At 39.5% G+C, this 17,337-nt stretch carries 16 protein-coding genes and 1 other RNA gene; 15 read left to right on the top strand and 2 right to left on the bottom strand.

Going from position 1 to position 17,337, the window contains the following annotated elements; all coding sequences use genetic code 11:
- Positions 1 to 66: 66 nt before the first annotated feature.
- The 10 genes from WH390_RS13740 (at position 67) to dagF (ending at position 8,889) form a co-directional block, all read left to right on the top strand.
- Positions 67 to 768: a pirin family protein gene (locus WH390_RS13740; RefSeq protein ID WP_032115693.1), complete on the top strand. Its 702-nt coding sequence runs from the start codon at positions 67 to 69 to the stop codon at positions 766 to 768.
- A gap of 197 nt (positions 769 to 965) precedes the next feature.
- The gene (locus WH390_RS13745) at positions 966 to 2,900 is read left to right on the top strand and encodes a transcription antiterminator (RefSeq protein WP_032115692.1); all 1,935 of its coding nucleotides are present in this window, start codon (positions 966 to 968) and stop codon (positions 2,898 to 2,900) included.
- A 487-nt stretch (positions 2,901 to 3,387) separates the two neighbouring features.
- Complete coding sequence (locus tag WH390_RS13750; RefSeq protein WP_032115691.1) at positions 3,388 to 3,726, top strand: transcriptional antiterminator; 339 nt, start codon at positions 3,388 to 3,390, stop codon at positions 3,724 to 3,726.
- Positions 3,727 to 3,746: 20 nt separating this feature from the next.
- Positions 3,747 to 4,112: an SFCGS family glycine-rich protein gene (locus tag WH390_RS13755; protein WP_032115690.1), complete on the top strand. Its 366-nt coding sequence runs from the start codon at positions 3,747 to 3,749 to the stop codon at positions 4,110 to 4,112.
- Positions 4,112 to 4,408: a DUF4312 family protein gene (locus WH390_RS13760; RefSeq protein WP_032115689.1), complete on the top strand. Its 297-nt coding sequence runs from the start codon at positions 4,112 to 4,114 to the stop codon at positions 4,406 to 4,408. Before WH390_RS13755 ends, WH390_RS13760 begins: the two co-directional genes overlap by 1 nt.
- Positions 4,409 to 4,435: 27 nt before the next feature.
- On the top strand, positions 4,436 to 5,227 hold the full coding sequence (locus WH390_RS13765) for a DUF4311 domain-containing protein (RefSeq protein ID WP_032115688.1): 792 nt from the start codon (positions 4,436 to 4,438) through the stop codon (positions 5,225 to 5,227).
- Positions 5,228 to 5,229: 2 nt separating this feature from the next.
- Positions 5,230 to 5,880: a DUF4310 family protein gene (locus WH390_RS13770; protein WP_032115687.1), complete on the top strand. Its 651-nt coding sequence runs from the start codon at positions 5,230 to 5,232 to the stop codon at positions 5,878 to 5,880.
- Between the two features lie 27 nt (positions 5,881 to 5,907).
- Complete coding sequence (locus WH390_RS13775) at positions 5,908 to 7,047, top strand: amidohydrolase/deacetylase family metallohydrolase (protein ID WP_032115686.1); 1,140 nt, start codon at positions 5,908 to 5,910, stop codon at positions 7,045 to 7,047.
- Positions 7,031 to 8,146: a DgaE family pyridoxal phosphate-dependent ammonia lyase gene (locus WH390_RS13780; RefSeq protein ID WP_032115685.1), complete on the top strand. Its 1,116-nt coding sequence runs from the start codon at positions 7,031 to 7,033 to the stop codon at positions 8,144 to 8,146. Before WH390_RS13775 ends, WH390_RS13780 begins: the two co-directional genes overlap by 17 nt.
- Positions 8,146 to 8,889 (top strand): 2-dehydro-3-deoxy-phosphogluconate aldolase, encoded by a 744-nt coding sequence (dagF, locus tag WH390_RS13785; protein WP_032115684.1) that lies wholly within the window; start codon positions 8,146 to 8,148, stop codon positions 8,887 to 8,889. The genes WH390_RS13780 and dagF overlap by 1 nt, the downstream gene beginning before the upstream one ends.
- Positions 8,890 to 8,991: 102 nt before the next feature.
- On the opposite strand, the gene rnpB is transcribed toward dagF, so the two are convergent.
- An RNA gene (gene rnpB / locus WH390_RS13790) (RNase P RNA component class A) lies at positions 8,992 to 9,365 on the bottom strand.
- A 67-nt stretch (positions 9,366 to 9,432) separates the two neighbouring features.
- Positions 9,433 to 10,329 (bottom strand): 16S rRNA (cytidine(1402)-2'-O)-methyltransferase, encoded by an 897-nt coding sequence (gene rsmI / locus WH390_RS13795; RefSeq protein WP_032115683.1) that lies wholly within the window; start codon positions 10,327 to 10,329, stop codon positions 9,433 to 9,435.
- A 59-nt stretch (positions 10,330 to 10,388) separates the two neighbouring features.
- On the opposite strand from rsmI, the gene WH390_RS13800 reads away from it, so the two are divergent.
- The 5 genes from WH390_RS13800 to WH390_RS13820 all read left to right on the top strand — a co-directional run bounded on the left by WH390_RS13800 (position 10,389) and on the right by WH390_RS13820 (position 17,311).
- Positions 10,389 to 12,071 (top strand): penicillin-binding protein activator, encoded by a 1,683-nt coding sequence (locus WH390_RS13800; protein WP_032115716.1) that lies wholly within the window; start codon positions 10,389 to 10,391, stop codon positions 12,069 to 12,071.
- A gap of 112 nt (positions 12,072 to 12,183) precedes the next feature.
- Complete coding sequence (locus tag WH390_RS13805; protein WP_032115682.1) at positions 12,184 to 12,564, top strand: YraN family protein; 381 nt, start codon at positions 12,184 to 12,186, stop codon at positions 12,562 to 12,564.
- 22 nt (positions 12,565 to 12,586) lie between these two features.
- The gene (gene diaA / locus WH390_RS13810; protein WP_026821383.1) at positions 12,587 to 13,177 is read left to right on the top strand and encodes a DnaA initiator-associating protein DiaA; all 591 of its coding nucleotides are present in this window, start codon (positions 12,587 to 12,589) and stop codon (positions 13,175 to 13,177) included.
- A gap of 9 nt (positions 13,178 to 13,186) precedes the next feature.
- Positions 13,187 to 13,762 (top strand): division/outer membrane stress-associated lipid-binding lipoprotein, encoded by a 576-nt coding sequence (gene dolP, locus WH390_RS13815; RefSeq protein ID WP_032115681.1) that lies wholly within the window; start codon positions 13,187 to 13,189, stop codon positions 13,760 to 13,762.
- 441 nt (positions 13,763 to 14,203) lie between these two features.
- Positions 14,204 to 17,311, top strand: a complete 3,108-nt coding sequence (locus WH390_RS13820) for an RHS repeat domain-containing protein (RefSeq protein WP_052044900.1) — start codon at positions 14,204 to 14,206, stop codon at positions 17,309 to 17,311.
- Positions 17,312 to 17,337 lie beyond the last annotated feature (26 nt).

Here is a 17,337-nt window from a genome sequence, read left to right on the forward strand (position 1 = left end):
GCTAACAATTTTACGCCTAGTTAATTATTATTTTTAATCATAAATTATCTGAACGGTAAAATTACTATGATAATTCCTAGAATACAAAAACAGTGTGGTCATGCTGATTTTGCTTGGCTACAAGTACAATATACCTTCTCTTTTGGCCACTATTTTGATCCTGATTTTACCCATTACGGCGCTTTGCGAGTATTAAATCGAGAAACTATTGCGCCAAAAGCCGCTTGTCAGGCCAAAACCTATCCCAATATCGATATCATTAATCTTGTTTTACAGGGCGACGCTGAATTCCACGATAGCGAAGGAAATCGCATTCATCAATCTGAAAATGAGTGTTTACTTTTATCTCCGATACCTCATATAAGTTATAGCGAACACAATGTTAGTCACGAAAAACCGTTAATACAATTACAACTATGGATAAATGCCTGCGTTGAATATTTCTGCCACCCGCCACAAAAACGTAAACTCACTAATAATGATGCGTTGACATTACTTGCTTCACCAAATGGTTCGGAAAATAGCTTAAAAATCCGCCAACAAACTTGGATTAGTCATATTTATTTAAAAACAGAACAAAGTATGACGCTTAGTCTGAAAGGAAAAAATAGTTATCTATATTCCATTACAGGAATAGTAAAATTAGCAAACAACAATCACAAGATAGCTTATATTCACTGTAGTGATGGTGCATTTTTAATGCAGGAACAAAAGGTAAAATTAACTGCCCAAACAGATTTTCGTGGTATATTGATTTATTTAAACTAAATATAAAATTGATAACTTTCAATAAAATATTTAATAAAAAGATCGACAACCAATAAAAGTGATAGAATAAATACAGTTGTTTTAATAGATATAATTTATTTGGATGTCAGTGATAGCCTTTTTATCAAATTTATAACTAGGATATCATCTTCAATCACAGACAACTTTTCTATTTTATTAATTGAAAGGTATTACTCGTGGCTGTTTTTACAAATCAACGTATCCACCAGATTTTTACTAATATTCAGAGCGAAATTGTATCGCAAGGTGAGCTTGCTAAACGTTTTGGTGTTTCAACGCGCACCATACGTTCAGACATCAACGAATTAAATGAATATTTGCAAGACTATGATGCGTGTATCGTTTATGAGCGCGGTAATGGCTATCATTTAAAAATTAATAACGAAGCGCTTTTTGCTACCATCAAAACGGAAAAAATAGCCGATGATGAAAATATTCCGCGAACAGCCAGAGATCGGGTTGATGCGTTATTATTAAAGCTATTAATGCTACCATTACCCGTTAAGTTAGATGATATCGCTGAAAAATGGTTTATTAGTCGCGGTACCATACAACAGGACATGAGTATCGTTAGAGAATATTTGCATAAACATAACATCCAGATCGAAGGTATCCCCCATCAAGGAATAAAATTAAGTGGCAATGAATGGGCGATTCGTACCTGTATTACCGAAATATTGTGGCGCCGTTTCTCACAGGAAATAAATAAAGATATCGCTAAATTTAGCCTAACTTATCTTGATAATATTGATTTAACCTATATTGATAAAGTATTGCAAAATAGTCTTAGCCGTTTTGATATTCGACTGACTAACGAAGGCCACCAATATCTCATTTTCAATTGTGCTACCACTATCTTACGTATTACTCGTGGCCGTGAATTAACCACTTTTATCAATAATGAAATGGATCCTGTTATTCAAAATGCGGTCAAAGAAATTTCAAACGGGCTGATTTACTTTCTTGGTAGTGAACTATCAAACGCAGAACAAGCTTACTTATGTACGCAACTTGCAGCACAACGTATTATTGGTAACGAACAGCCCAATCAAAAAACGGGCTTACATACCAAACTACTTGCTCATATTTTGCAATATATAAACGACTCATATAATTACGATTTACGTAATGATGAAAAACTAAAACGTGATTTGACAACCCATCTCGCCACGTTATTAACTCGTTTACAATTTAATATTAATACACCAAATCCTTTACTTGACGATATCAAACAATATTATCCTTTTGCTTATGATGTCACCCTCGATGCCCTACGCAGTGCCAGTACCCTGCTCCCTTACCCAATTAGTGAAGACGAACTTGGTTATCTGGCAGTTCATATTGGGGTAAGTTTGGAATGTAATTATGGTACCAGCCATCATCGGCCAACACAGGTTTTAATCGTTACTGATTCAGGCAACTCAACAGTACGTGTGATAGAAACCAAAATTATGCGTGAATTTCCGCAACTAAAATTTAATCGTGCGCTGTCGTTACAAGAATATGAAACCTTAGAAAACATCGATGAAGATTTTGTTATCACCACCATTCGATTAGCAGAAAAAAATAAACCGGTGGTGAAAATCGCCCCCTTTCCTACTCCCTATCAACTGGAGCAAGTCGGGCGTTTAGCGATGATCAACCAAACCAAACCTTATATTATTGAACGATTCTTTGATGAACGTTATTTCATCATACTTAATGAAAAAATTAGCCAAGAAGCACTTTTTAAGAAAATCTGTAAAAAACTGCAAGCCGATGGTTATGTCACTAGCGATTTTTACCCATCACTGCTCGAACGAGAATCAATTGTCTCTACTCTACTGGGTGAAGGAATTGCCTTACCTCACTCATTAGGTTTATTAGCGAATAAAACAGTGGTGGTTACGATTATTTCACCTCAAGGGATCGAATGGAATGCAGAAACCAAGGAAGTTGCTAATGTCATTTTTTTGTTGGCGATTAGTAAAGCTGACTATGAAGAAGCTATCGCTATTTATGAGTTATTTGTAACTTTCGTCAAAGAAAAAGCCACTAAAAGATTAATTAATAGTAGAAATTTCAATGATTTTCAGGTTATTGCTAAAGATAGTTTGAGTCGTATTAATTAATAATTTCCACTTAATAGTGGAAAAGTGGAAATAATAAATAAAAGTGTGATTTTTAGTGATCATTGTCATAAGATAGGTAACTTTTTTATCTTTTTGCTAGTCACTTATTTTTAGTTTACTTTAAACTGGCAAGCCAAATTTCCAGAAATCTATTATTATTCCGTAGGCTATTTCCACTTAACGATCTCACTAAATAAACAAATAATTAATCAACTTTACATTACCTAATCTACTGATATAAAACAAAAATAATAATATTCCAACGCGTTGAATAACAACATAAATAATAAAAAAATTAGCCTTTGATTTAGCTAAACTTCCAGTTTGATTAAAATTAATTCGCTATTTTTGTCTTTATTTTTCCAGATATTTGCCAGTTTAAAGTGGAAATGTTTCCTCTCCAAAACCATACTTGAAAGAACTAAAGTTATTAACAATAGCAAAAAACCAGTTTTATATTAATTTCCAAATGGGATAGCGAAAGTTTATGAGTCAATCCTCAATTGTTTTTAATGTCGCAAAAGATAACCTGGATGTAGAGACTGTCACCAATAAATTAATTTCTATTATTGATGGCTGGCTAAAAGCTGAAGGGGCCCATACAACTGATGTTCAACAACAGATGCTACGTTCTCACGTTAAAGCAATGGTAGAAAGAGCCAAAACAGGTGAGTCTTTACCTGAAGTGGATGTCTCACTATTTGAGGAAATATCCCCTGAATCAATTGCCTTGGCCGAGAAAGTTGTTAATACCTTGCCCGGTTTAGCTTACGAAGAGGCTTATCTGCTGTCAGTTCATTTTGAAGTAGCACGTTCTAACTCATAAAGATAATAGGAGAATTAAATATGAAACAGATCCATGTCGTTATTGGTGACCGTTTAGGCAAAGGACAAAAAGTAGCTGCCGGTGTTGAAACTGCCGGTGGTAAAGCAACCGTCATTCCCGGCGTTGCTGCTGATATGAAGTTAGGCGACGTAATGAAAGAGCATAATGCAGACTTAGGGATCTCATTTTGTGGTAGTGGCGGTGCCGGTGCCATTACTGCACAGACTAAGTATGGTTATAAAGCACGTTATGGGATGCGTTCTATTGAAGAAGGCGAAACAGCGATTGCAGATGGCTGTATTGTCCTCGGATTTGGTTTTATGGACAAAGAGGAGTTGGGCGAACGTTTAGTTAAAGCATTCAATAAGAAATATGGCAATGCATGATGAAACAGAAAATGGAAACATCTGTACGTGTTAATGGTCAAGGGAATTCCCGCCAAAAAGCACTTGCTGATGCACTAAGTTCAATTCAACGTACCATACTAAAAAACACTGATAACATTCTGTTACGTATCGAACCCAAAGACATCACCGTTATCAGTGCTAAAGTAAAAACAACAACAGAAAAATTCCTTTTCTTATTCTTACCCCGCAAGCGTGAATATTTCTCTGTTGTGTTAGATGTCTCATTAGATATCACCTTGCTAAATGTTAAAGAAATCACATTTACCGCTGAATAATCGGTATCTTGATTTGGAGAAAATGTCATGGGCGAGACAACGTCTTTTTTAGAAATACTCGGCATGTCCCTAATTATCGGTGGCTTATGTGGTTTTGGCCTCGGTGCAGGTGCTGCGCGTATGTTTCACGCACCCACTGTCCAAGGTATGGGGGCTTTCCGTACATTAGGTGAATTAAATTCCTGTGAAGGCGATCCTGCTTCTCACTTTTCATTCGGCTTAGGTTTTTTCTTCAACGCTTGGGCATCATCCGTTGCTGCTGGTGCATTTACCCAAGATGTTGATCACCGAATCATACCCAACTGGGGTACCGCCGTTTTAATGATCAAAAACCGCAATGTCGCAGAAACGATGCATAACCCAAAGAAAATGGCCATTGCCTGTGGCATTATCGGTGCCTTGGTCGTTGCCTTTTTGAACACAACCGCTTCTGCCGTTCCATCTGCACTACAAACTACGGCAATTAATGTCTTAGTTCCAGCAGCAAATTTATTAGTCGAAATCGTCATGCCGGTTATCTTCTGGCTAGCCGCCATGGATGCTGGTCGCCGTTCTGGTTTCTGGGCAACACTGTTTGGCGGTTGTGCACAACTTATTATGGGCAATGCCATTCCAGGTCTGGTACTTGGGATCTTAATTGGTAAAGGGGTCGACGATAGTGGCTGGACAAAAATTACCCGCACTATGATGGCGGCAGTGATTTTATTGTTCGTACTCAGCGCCTTCTTCCGCGGATTTGATGTCAAAATACTCGAATCTTTCCATCTTGGTGCACCAAACTGGCTGCAACATATCCACCAAATCATGAGTGGAGAATAATTATGACAACGGAAATCAATAAAAAAGACTTTTGGTATGCAGAGTGGTCATTTCCTCTGTTTGTTGGACTACTGTCCGCCGGCATCTTTGCCGGAACCCATATGTATGTCGTTTATGGCTTCGGTGCTTTCAATGAAGTCGCCTTCGTGGCGATGCTACGTTCTGGTCTCGATACCGGTGTTTTTGGTGCAGTAGCTGCATTTGGTGCTAGTTTTCTATTTGCTCGTATCATTGAAGGCTCACTGGTAGGGATCCTGGATATTGGTGGCGCGTTGCAAACTGGACTGGGTTTAGGCGTACCGGCACTATTACTTGCTAGTGGTATGGACTTTTTAGTCACCAATTTCTGGGCATCACTGATGACCGGCTTAGTATTAGGTATCGTTATTGGTTGTATCATTATCTTCGCCCGCAAATTTACCGTTGGACAAACTAATTCGACCTTCGGTGCTGATGTCATGATGGGTGCAGGTAATACCTCTGGTCGGTTTTTAGGCCCATTGATCATCTTAGCCGCCATGGCAGCCTCGATTCCAATTGGTATTGGCTCACTTATTGGTTCACTACTTTTTTATATTTGGAAAAAACCGATTGCCGGTGGAGCAATACTCGGCGCGATGGTTCTGGGCTATTTCTTCCCTATCGCCGCTTAAATTAGCAAGAAAATAAAGAAGGCTATTATGAACGATCTCATTATCAAGCAAGGGAAACTTATCAACGGCCAGATCGTTGATATCTTAGTACGTGATAGCAAAATTGTTGCCATTGGCCCAGATGCGGCCAAAGAACAACAAGCAACTAAAACGATTGACCTAAAAGGCCAACTTTACATTAGTGCCGGTTGGATCGATGCCCATACCCATTGCTATCCAGAATCGCCTATTTACTTCGATGAACCTGACTTAGCTGGCGCATCTTGCGGGGTTACCACACTAGTAGATGCTGGCAGTGTTGGGGCTGACGATATTGATCACTTTTTTGCCATTACACGTAAAGTCAAAACCAATGTTTATTCACTGCTTAATATCGCTAAAACAGGTATTATTGCCCAAAATGAATTAGCCGACATGCAGCAAATTGACGATGCTAGTTTACAAAAAGCTATCGCTGATCATCCAGAGTTTGTTGTCGGAATAAAAGCACGCATGAGTAAAAGCGTGGTTGGTGAAAATGGTATAACCCCACTTGTCAAAGCAAAAGAAATGCAGAAAAAAAGTGGGCTACCCTTAATGGTTCATGTTGGTAACAATCCCCCTAATCTTGATGATATTGCAGATTTGTTAACCAAGGGCGACATCATTACCCACTGTTTTAATGGTAAGCCTAATCGCATTCTGGACGATAACGGTAATTTAAAACCATCGATTCAACGAGCTCTTGCTCGTGGGGTGATCCTGGATGTGGGGCACGGTGGTGAAAGTTTCAGCTTTAAAGTCGCGGAACAAGCTATGCGTATTGGTACTTATCCCGATATCATCAGTTCCGATATCTACCATAAAAACCGTATCAATGGCCCAGTTTATAGCCTGGCTTTCGTGATGACCAAATTTCTTTGTATGGGATTCTCAATACAACAAATAATAGATTGTGTCACTAAAAAAGCTGCCGATCTACTGCATTTAAAAGGTAAAGGCTATCTGGATGTCGGTATGGACGCAGACTTCACTATCTTTGATCTCAAAGAAGAGCGTACTGAACTCTCTGATGCAGAAGGTGAAGTACGCTTTGGTAGCCATAAGTTTGTACCTGTTGTTGCCATTGTTGGCGGCAAAGCAATTGTTTCCACAGAAAGTGAGTCTGAATATGCAATCGATTTATAAAAAATATCAACTCAAAAATGTAATTAATGCCTCCGGGCGCATGACAATGCTGGGCGTTTCAACGCCTAAAGCTGAAGTTACAGAGCGTGTCGGCTATGGACTTAATCATTACTTTGAAATTAAAGATCTGGTAAATAAAACCGGCCAGTATATTGCCAAGCTACTGAAGGTGGAAAATGCAGTGGTTGTTTCTTGCGCCTCAGCCGGCATTGCGCAATCCGTCGCTGCGGTGATAGTAAAAGACAATGCTGATTTACTTTATAACCTTCACACTTCACCTCAACCTGTAGCCCGTGAAATTGTCATGCCAAAAGGACATAACGTTAATTTTGGTGCACCAGTTGACACCATGGTTGCACTTGGTGGCGGTGAAATCGTCGAAGCCGGTTATGCTAATGAGTGTAGTGCAGCCCAAATTGCAGCCAAAATTACTGACCAAACCGCAGCTATTCTTTATGTTAAATCGCATCACTGCGTACAAAAAAGTATGCTAACGGTAAAAGAAGCGGCACAGGTTGCTAAAAAACATCAAATCCCTTTAATAGTCGATGCAGCTGCAGAAGAAGATTTAGTGACTTATTATCAAGATGGCGCTGATCTAGTGATCTACAGTGGCGCTAAAGCGATTGAAGGCCCAACTAGCGGACTAGTTATTGGCAAACATCAATACGTTGAATGGGTTAAACAACAAAGTAGCGGCATTGGTCGTGCGATGAAAGTCGGTAAAGAGGGTATTTTAGGTCTAGCACTAGCGATTGAACTCTACCTAACTGCCAAAAAAGAGACCGGTAAACAAATGGTTGAGAGGATGTCTGATTTTATCGATGATCTTAACAAAATCAAAGGCGTCAAAGCCCAAATCGTTTGGGATGCCGCTGGCCGTGATATTGCTCGGGCAGAAATCAGCTTCGATCAAAAAGCCATTGGTAAAACTACTTATGCCATGATGGCAGAATTGAAACAGGGCGATACCGCTATCTATTTTCGCGAATATAAAGCCAACGAAGGAAAAGTTGAAGCTGATATCCGCAGTGTTACTAACGAACAACTGAAAACAATTGTCTCACGCATACGCCAAGTTGTTACTGGAGTCAAATAATGGGAAAACAATTAACCCCTAATTTCTATCATGATCGTGTTTGTCTGAATGTTCTGGCAGGCTCTCACCAAAATGCTAAAGAGATTTATCAAGCCGCTGAAACTTATGTCGTGGTTGGCGTGCTGTCAAAAAACTATGCTGACTTAAATAGTGCTATTGACGATATGGCTAAATATGCTGATGAAATTGATAATGCACTTTCTGTCGGTTTAGGTGCAGGCGATCCTAATCAATCTAATATGGTTTCGCAGATTGCTAAAGTCATTCAGCCGCAACATGTAAACCAGGTATTTACTGGTGCCGCAACTAGTCGTGCATTATTAGGTCAAGATCAGACTATTGTTAATGCGCTTATTTCGCCAACTGGTGAAGTGGGTAAAGTAAAAATTTCTACCGGGCCGCTAAGTTCAAATTATCCAGACGCCATTGTTCCTGTTGAAACGGCAATTGCAATGTTAAAAGATATGGGCGCAAGTTCTGTGAAATTTTTTAATATGGAAGGGTTAAAATATCGCGAAGAATATCAAGTTGTTGCAGAAGCTTGTGCTAGCTGTGATTTTTATCTTGAGCCAACTGGCGGTATCGACTTAAACAATTACACCGAAATTCTCAAAATTGCATTAAATGCTGGTGTAAAGAAAATTATTCCTCATATTTATAGCTCTATCATCGATAAAGCAACCGGTAATACCCGTCCTGAGGACGTTAAAAAATTACTTGAAATGACTAAGCAATGTTTATAGACGCTATTGATAATAAATAATCGGTTTATCAATTTTATTGCACTCTAAATAGTCTAAAAGTAAAACCCCATTGTAATTTTACTCACAATGGGGTTTTTAATGTTTTAGAGTCAGCCGATAAGCCGGGTTCTGTCGTGGACAACCATTCATCTAGGCCAGCACTTGCGCACTGACTCAAGCAGCCTACCCGGGTTCGATGCGGGCCGCATCTAGTGAACCCCTATTTGGCCTTGCTCCGGGTGGAGTTTACCGTGCCACAAACTGTTGCCAGTTGCGCGGTGCGCTCTTACCGCACCCTTTCACCCTTACCTGTGCTTAATAGCCATCGGCGGTTTGCTCTCTGTTGCACTAGTCGTAGGCTTTCGCCTCCCAGACGTTATCTGGCACCCTGCCCTATGGAGCCCGGACTTTCCTCCCCTTTATTAACAATTACCTAGGGTAATCAACAATAAAGCAGCGGTTGTCTGGCTAACTCCAACGCCGAATTATAGGGATTTAACATTAATTTGTATAGTTATTTATCACAACTGGCCAACAGCTAATCTACTTGATTACACTATCAGCACTAACTTGCTGTTCAAGACTATATTTATATAGTGCATTCTTCTTTAAACCATAAATTTCTGCCGTAATAGCCGCCGCCTTCTTTAACGGCAATGATTGCTGTAGTAACGCTAACGTTTTTTTCACCTCTGAGGAAATAACTACTTCACCCTCCTGTGGTGTTCTATATCCCTGAACCACCAATACCATTTCGCCACGAGAACGATTTTCATCAATTTTTACCCAATCAAGTAGTTCTCCAACCGGCAAACCATGAATAGATTCCCAGGTTTTTGTTAATTCGCGAGCTAAGACAACATAACGCTCAGCGCCCCAAATAGCGACCATATCTGCTAATGTGTCTAACAAACGATGTGGTGATTCATAAAAAATAAGTGTTCTCGACTCCTCCGTTAACGCTTGCAATACCTCTTGTCGACTCTTGCGTTTTGCTGGCAAAAATCCCTCATAACAAAAGCGATCTGAGGCGATACCGGCAGCGGAAAGGGCCGTAATTGCTGCGCATGGCCCTGGCAAAGGAACTACTAGAATACCTGCTTGGCGACAAGATTTTACCAAATGATAACCAGGATCATTAATTAGCGGTGTGCCTGCATCAGAAACTAACGCTATACTTAGTCCCTGTTTTAATTGAGGAATTAATTGATCTGTTTTCTGTTGTTCATTATGATCATGTAAGGAAATCATGCGGGTATTGATAGCAAAGTGCTGCAATAATAAACCCGTACGCCGGGTATCTTCCGCTGCAATAAGATCTACTTGCTTAAGGATCTGCAATGCACGCAGAGTGATATCATCCAAATTACCAATAGGAGTTGGTACAATATATAGTGTTGATACCATCTCTACCTCTATATCTTGATTAGGTTCATTCATTGTTTATTCCGAATAACCAATTAAAATTGAGCAATAATAATTACATCACTGGACAAAGTATGCGTTCTTCAATTTTTGTTAAAAAAGGCTTGATATGTATAGCGATACTATCCTCTCTTTTGTTAGTAGGATGTCATTCCTCACTAGATCAAAGTAAACCGACTGCCGATGCAACCATACAAGCAAGCTCTGAAATCAGCCATTATCAATCAATTATTGATGCCGCTAATGGTACACCATCTGCTGAAGCTTTGCGCGCCTATATCGCGCAAGAACCCCTATTAAAAGATAAGGTTAATCACCAGAAAAATATTGATGATTTTTGGCAAATGTTAATCAGTTTGCCTGCTGAACAAGTTCAAAAATTAGCTGTTAGGGCAGATGAAAATGTCTTACAAGGTTGGATTGATCTGCTTGATTTATACCATAATAACTACCAAGATCCGGCGGCATTACAAAATGCATTTAATGACTGGAAAATACGCTATCCAGCCAATCCGGGTGTTAAAACTTCCCCAACAGCACTCATACAAATCATTCATCAATCTTCAATCAGTAACAACCCTAAAATTGGTCTATTCTTGCCTTTAAGTAATAACGGTAAAATATTTGCTGAAGCGATTTTACAAGGTTTCCTTGATGCCCAAAAAGGTTTGCCCATCGATCCGACAACCGCAACCAGCTCATCCGAGCAAAATAGCCCAAATAGTGATCCCGTTCAAAGTATTATTGATTCAATTACTAGCAGTAGCAATAATGTAACGCAGGAAAACAATCCACAAACCCCATCGCTTGTTATTGACAATGCACCTATTAATAATCAACAGGTTAAAGTATACGATACCAATACTCAATCGATTGAGTCACTCTTGCAACAAGCTGAACAGGATGGCATTACCTTAGTTGTCGGGCCACTTTTAAAACCGGATGTCCTTAAAGCCATTCAAATAAATACTCCATTAAATCTTTTGACATTAAATGAATTAGATAATGATAAAATGCCGCTTAAAAATAATGTTTGTTACTTTTCTCTGTCGCCTGAAGATGAAGCGGTTAATGCGGCTCGCCATATGGCAAAAGAGGGCAAACAAGTACCCTTGATCCTGATCCCTTCTTCTCCTTTTGGGGAACGTATCGCAAATATATTTGCACAAGAGTGGCAAAAATTGAAACAAACCCCAGTACGTAAACAAAGTTTTGGTAATATTGATAGCCTAAAAGCTAGAACTGCTCAAAGTACTGGAATACAGATGATAGGCACGCCAATAGTAATTGCCGAACAGCAAAATACCAACGATACGGCAGAGGCGATTGATGCGGTGTATATTGTCGCCACAAGTGATGAATTGTCATTGATCAAACCGATGATAGATATCGCAACCGACAGTCGCACACGTCCAACGCTTTATGCCAGTTCTCGTAGTCATCAAACAGATTTAAGCACCGATTATTATCTGGAAATGGAAGGCTTACAATTTAGTGAAATCCCTTTACTTGCCGGCGCTAATTCCACTTTACTAACTCAAGCTAATCAACGACTCTCTGCTGATTACTCGCTAATTCGTCTTTACGCTATGGGAATTGATGCCTGGTTATTAGCCAATCATTTCAATCAATTACAACAACATGATATCGAACTAAATGGAGCCACAGGCAAACTAAGTGTAAATAGTAACAATTGCGTAATTTTTCGTACCCTACCGTGGTTGAAATTTAAACAAGGAAAAGTTCAATTGATTTAATAAATTGTAAGTTAAAAGTAAAATTTATCAGCCAATAGATAAAAATAGAGTAAAATAGTGACTAAAGTGTCATTTTAACGACACCCTCAGCTTATAGATAAGGATATCCGCTATGCTAAAATCGCCAAATTTATCTTGGATACAAGGACGTCACTTCGAATATAAAGCCAAACAATTCTTACAACAACAAGGACTACAATTTATTAGCCGCAATGTGAGTTTCCCGGTTGGAGAAATTGATTTAGTTATGAAAGATCAAAACACTTGGGTGTTTGTTGAAGTACGCTTTCGCCGCCATGATAACTTCGGTAATGCATTGATGTCAGTAACTTTAAACAAACGAAAAAAATTACTTGCAGCCGCAAAATTATGGCTGCTTAAACAAAATGAAAACATAGAAACTGCTTTATGTCGTTTTGATATTTGTGCTACTACCGGCAATCAATTTGAATGGTTACCAAATGCCTTTAGTGACTATGATGCCATCCACTAATTATATGTAAGTAGGTCTTAACGTGTTGGAGAAAATTAAAGCCTGTTTTACCGAAAGTATTCAAACACAAATTGCCGCTGCTGAAGCATTACCCGATGCTATTTCTCGTGCAGCGATTATGATCGTTCACGCCTTGCTAAATGGTAATAAAATCTTATGTTGCGGCAGTGGCGGATCAGCAGTTATTGCACAACGCTTTGCGACCAGTATGATCAATCAATTTGAAGCTGAACGTCCGAGTCTGCCCGCTTTATGTCTTAACACAGACAATGCGATTATAACCTCGATCGCTAATGGCCAAAAACCCGAAGAGGTATATGCAAAACAAGTGCGTGCATTAGGCCAATCTGGTGACGTACTTCTTGCAATTGCCACCAAAGGCGATAGTCGCGTTGTGATAAAAGCGGTTGAAGCTTCACTCGCTCGTGATATGACGATTGTGGCCTTAACCGGTCATGATGGCGGAGAATTAGCCGGTTTATTAGGCACACAGGATGTAGAAATTCGAATACCTTCGCAAAGAAGCATCAGAATTCAAGAAGTTCACCTATTAACAGTTAACTGTTTATGTGATCTAATCGATAATACACTTTTTCCGCATCAAGATGACTAAGGAGTAATAATGAGACTATTTCCTCTAATTACCATAATATGCAGTACCCTTTTATTACAAGGATGCATTGGGGCTGCTGTAATAGGCTCAGCGGCGGTCGCCACAAAAAGTGCGACGGATCCAAGAAGTGTCGGTCGCCAGGTCGATGATGGAACATTAGAAGCCCGCGTTAGTGCTGCTATTAACAAAGATCAAGAAATTACCCGCAATGCACGTGTTATTACTACAGCTTATGAAGGTAAGATACTGCTTACCGGCCAAGCGCCCGATCTTGCATTAGCTGAAAGAGCAAAACAGATAGCAACCAAAGTAGAAGGTGTTGAAGCAGTTTATAATGAGATCCGTCAGGCAACACCGGTTGATCTTGGTACGGCTTCTAAAGATACCTGGATAACCACCAAAATAAAATCACAAATTCTTACCAGTGATTCGGTTAAATCATCAACCGTCAAAGTTATTACCGAAGGTGGAGAGGTATTTTTACTTGGTATTCTAACTCAACAGGAAGGAGCTGCTGCAGCGAAAATTGCCAGTGAGACAGATGGCGTTAAACGCGTAACTACCGCATTTACCTACCTTAATTAATATTTTCTCATTCAATATAAAAAGTGATTATCTTTCTAATTTGTTACCCGGCAGCCACAAGGCCGGGTAGCTAATTTTAGCTGCTATATTTCACGACGCTCAATAACCTTTGCTATCTTTAACGAAAATAAAATATTTTTAGTACTATTTTCTAAAATAGCCCAATCCTAAAAAACCTACATCAATCAATTAAGCAACTTTCTTCGAGATTTAATCGCTTGTGTTATTACTTGAAGTTAATATATTGACAAAAGCAATTACTTTACATCCAAATAATAACCCCCATTAAATAACATTCGTTAACTTAATAATATTAAATCGCTATTTGCTGAAAATATAAATATAACCTGTTATACAACAATCGATTATTAATAATAAAAGGATCTGAAAATTTTATTTCTCTTTTGCAACTAAATAATAGTGAATAAACATGGAGAAAATATGCAATCATCGTCATTATTTAAAGGAACGCCGACCATTAAAATAGTTGATAACCGAGGTTTAACCGTAAGAGAAATCGATTATCATCGCCATCCCGATAGCACCAATATCACTAATGAACGCATTACCCGTCATCAATATAACGCGCATGGTTTATTAATAAAAAGTATTGATCCACGGTTATATGAACAACAAAAAAATGACCCGACGATAAAAGCCAATTTTTACTACCATACATCACTAAATAGTATGGTTTTAGCTACTAACAGTGTTGATGCCGGAACGACTTATGATCTGCATGATATTGCCGGTCGGCCGACATTTGCCTTCTCTGCAACGGGTGTTTTTCGTAGCTGGCAATATGAAGATAGCCAGCAACTCGGAAGACCTATTAGTATTACTGAACAATTACCATCAAAAACAAAGTATGTTACAGAACGTTTTATTTGGGCTGATAATAGTGATAGCGAAAAGCAAAAGAACCTGCTTGGACAATGTTTACGCCATTATGACACTGCTGGTTTACAGCAAGTCAATAGTATCGCCTTAATAGGAGTGCCATTATCTTTAACTCAACAGCTATTAATAAATAATAAGGAAGCTAACTGGCAAGCAGAGGATGAGACTATCTGGCAAATTTACTTATCAAATGATAGCTATACTATGCAAAATATTGTTGATACTACCGGAGCATTATTACTTAATATTGATGCTAAAGGTAACCGACGTCGGTTAGAATATGATATTGCTGGTATGCTAAAAAGTAGCTGGTTAACCATAGAAAATACTACTGAACAGATAATCATAAAATCGTTAACTTACTCCGCCGCGGGACAAAAATTACGCGAAGAACATGGCAATGGTATCGTAACCAGCTACCTTTACGAACCGCAAACCCAACGGTTAATCGCCACAAAAATCGAACGTCCAGCAGCACATCAAATGGCGGCAAAAATATTACAAGATTTACGTTATCAATATGATCAGGTCGGTAATATGATCAATGTGCGTAATGATGCTGAGGCAACCCGCTTCTGGCATAATCAAAAAGTCATTCCAGAAAATACCTATACCTATGATACGCTTTATCAACTGGTATCCATTACCGGCCGTGAAATGGCTAACCTTCAACCACAAAACTTCACTTTAGCCTCTCCAATCATTCCTCTGCCTGCTGATAATAGTGTCTATACAAATTACATTCGGCATTATGTTTATGATGTGACGGGTAATTTGACCCAAATCCGCCATAGCGCCCCAGCCAGTAACAACAGTTATACAACCAACATTACCGTCTCAAACCGCAGTAATCGAGCTGTACTCAGCGATCTAACTACCGACCCATTACAAGTCGACAAACTGTTTGATGCCGGTGGTCACCAAACAGAATTACAGCCCGGTCAGGCTGTTAGCTGGAATTTTCATGGAGAATTATTACAAGTCACGCCGGTAAAACGTGAGCGACTAACTTCCGATAATGAAATCTATCGCTATGATGCCGGTGGCCAACGCGTAACTAAAACGACCATATCGCAAACTGCGCATAGCATCAATCAACAACAGGTTATTTATCTGACAGGCTTACAGTTACGTACCAAACAGATAAATGAAACCTTAACCGAAGATTTACATATCATAGCGATAGATGGTTTGGAGCAAGCTCTAGTGCAGGTTTTACATTGGCAAATGGGAAGACCAAACGGTATCGATAATAATCAATTACGCTATAGCTACCATAATCTAATAGGTAGTAGCTCTATAGAAATTGATGGGCAAGGGCAATTGATTAGTTTGGAAGAATATTATCCTTATGGTGGTACTGCGATATGGACAGCCAGAAGCGAAGTAGAAGCAGATTATAAAATCTTTCGCTATTCCGGCAAAGAGCGTGATGCAACCGGCCTCTACTATTATGGTCATCGCTACTATCAACCCTGGATCGGACGATGGTTAAGTGCTGATCCAGCCGGTACCGTGGATGGCTTCAATCTATATCGAATGGTAAAAAATAATCCTATTATGTATAGCGATGAACGAGGTGAATCAAGTCGCAATCGCTTTCGCAACATATTTATCGTCTCAACCTATTTAAGTCGAAGAGAGGGAGAACCAATAAGACGTTCATTAGCTAGAGGTATGAAAATCACCCGCGCAGTGATGGGTGGATTAGCGATAATAGCGATTGGATTAACGATAGCTGGAACAGTAAGCGCTAGTGGCGGGATCCTAGTTGCAGTAGGTATTGGCTCATTTATTATTGGTGCGATTGCCGGCTGGAATTTGAACCAACTTTCCGGAGGCATAGCCAGTTTTTTCAGTAAACGCTTTCAGGGAAGATCAACGACCGAGAATATGGCGGCAGGAGCAACATTAAGTGCCGTAACTGCTCGACTTAATGGCGCCAGATTAACCAGTATCGGGATAGCTAGTGCGGTAGGAAGTCTTTCTGGGGCTGCAGGAGGATTAATCGGTAATTCTGATCGAGGCATGGGTGGTGCCCATGCAGCAGGCGTTGCTATTGGTACTGTCAATATCATTGGCGGTAAAGGAACCAGCCTGGCAATGGAAGTTTCTGCTGCCACATTTGGCGCCGCCAGTGGATTTATAACTGGCGTTAAGCATAGTGCACGCGTAGGGCAATATGCCGCATACGGCAGCTATACTGGAGGAATAATAGGTCGTCACGCAGATAATATTAGCTCATATGCATTTAATTATGCTGGCGGAGCGATTGTCAGACACGGATCAGAAGCACTATTTGCTGCTTATGTTGGTAATAATTCCATTAGTCGATTCGTTGGCCACAGTTTAGGAGATAAGATATTTTCATTTTTCTCACGTAAAATTTCAGTTGGCGGTCCAAATGAATGGATGGGAAGTGCAATTGGTTCAGCCACTATGGGGATTGGATCTGCGTTACAATTGACCATCACAAACCCCTATTTTCAGTATGTTGCTGGTGAATTCATTCAATTCTTAAACTGGTTAGGAGGCAATGCAATGAATTTAATGAAACGCTTTATTCTACCCAATGCGGCAAAAGCCTTAGCAATGGATGCTGTTCGCAGCACGGCTCGAAGAATGGTTCGAGGCGGTGTATCTTTCTAACTATTTTTTATAGCTAATAAAAAATT

This window comes from Candidatus Arsenophonus nilaparvatae (assembly GCF_045346035.1).
Classification (GTDB): domain Bacteria; phylum Pseudomonadota; class Gammaproteobacteria; order Enterobacterales; family Enterobacteriaceae; genus Arsenophonus; species Arsenophonus nilaparvatae.

Bases quoted from the DNA above. Each gene is read 5' to 3' on its own strand.
- WH390_RS13740 (WP_032115693.1), top strand. From the start codon at position 67: ATGATAATTCCTAGAATACAAAAACAGTGTGGTCATGCTGATTTTGCT.
- WH390_RS13750 (WP_032115691.1), top strand. From the start codon at position 3,388: ATGAGTCAATCCTCAATTGTTTTTAATGTCGCAAAAGATAACCTGGAT.
- WH390_RS13755 (WP_032115690.1), top strand. From the start codon at position 3,747: ATGAAACAGATCCATGTCGTTATTGGTGACCGTTTAGGCAAAGGACAA.
- WH390_RS13760 (WP_032115689.1), top strand. From the start codon at position 4,112: ATGAAACAGAAAATGGAAACATCTGTACGTGTTAATGGTCAAGGGAAT.
- WH390_RS13765 (WP_032115688.1), top strand. From the start codon at position 4,436: ATGGGCGAGACAACGTCTTTTTTAGAAATACTCGGCATGTCCCTAATT.
- WH390_RS13770 (WP_032115687.1), top strand. From the start codon at position 5,230: ATGACAACGGAAATCAATAAAAAAGACTTTTGGTATGCAGAGTGGTCA.
- WH390_RS13775 (WP_032115686.1), top strand. From the start codon at position 5,908: ATGAACGATCTCATTATCAAGCAAGGGAAACTTATCAACGGCCAGATC.
- WH390_RS13780 (WP_032115685.1), top strand. From the start codon at position 7,031: ATGCAATCGATTTATAAAAAATATCAACTCAAAAATGTAATTAATGCC.
- dagF (WP_032115684.1), top strand. From the start codon at position 8,146: ATGGGAAAACAATTAACCCCTAATTTCTATCATGATCGTGTTTGTCTG.
- rsmI (WP_032115683.1), bottom strand. From the start codon at position 10,329: ATGAATGAACCTAATCAAGATATAGAGGTAGAGATGGTATCAACACTA.
- WH390_RS13800 (WP_032115716.1), top strand. From the start codon at position 10,389: ATGCGTTCTTCAATTTTTGTTAAAAAAGGCTTGATATGTATAGCGATA.
- WH390_RS13805 (WP_032115682.1), top strand. From the start codon at position 12,184: ATGCTAAAATCGCCAAATTTATCTTGGATACAAGGACGTCACTTCGAA.
- dolP (WP_032115681.1), top strand. From the start codon at position 13,187: ATGAGACTATTTCCTCTAATTACCATAATATGCAGTACCCTTTTATTA.
- WH390_RS13820 (WP_052044900.1), top strand. From the start codon at position 14,204: ATGCAATCATCGTCATTATTTAAAGGAACGCCGACCATTAAAATAGTT.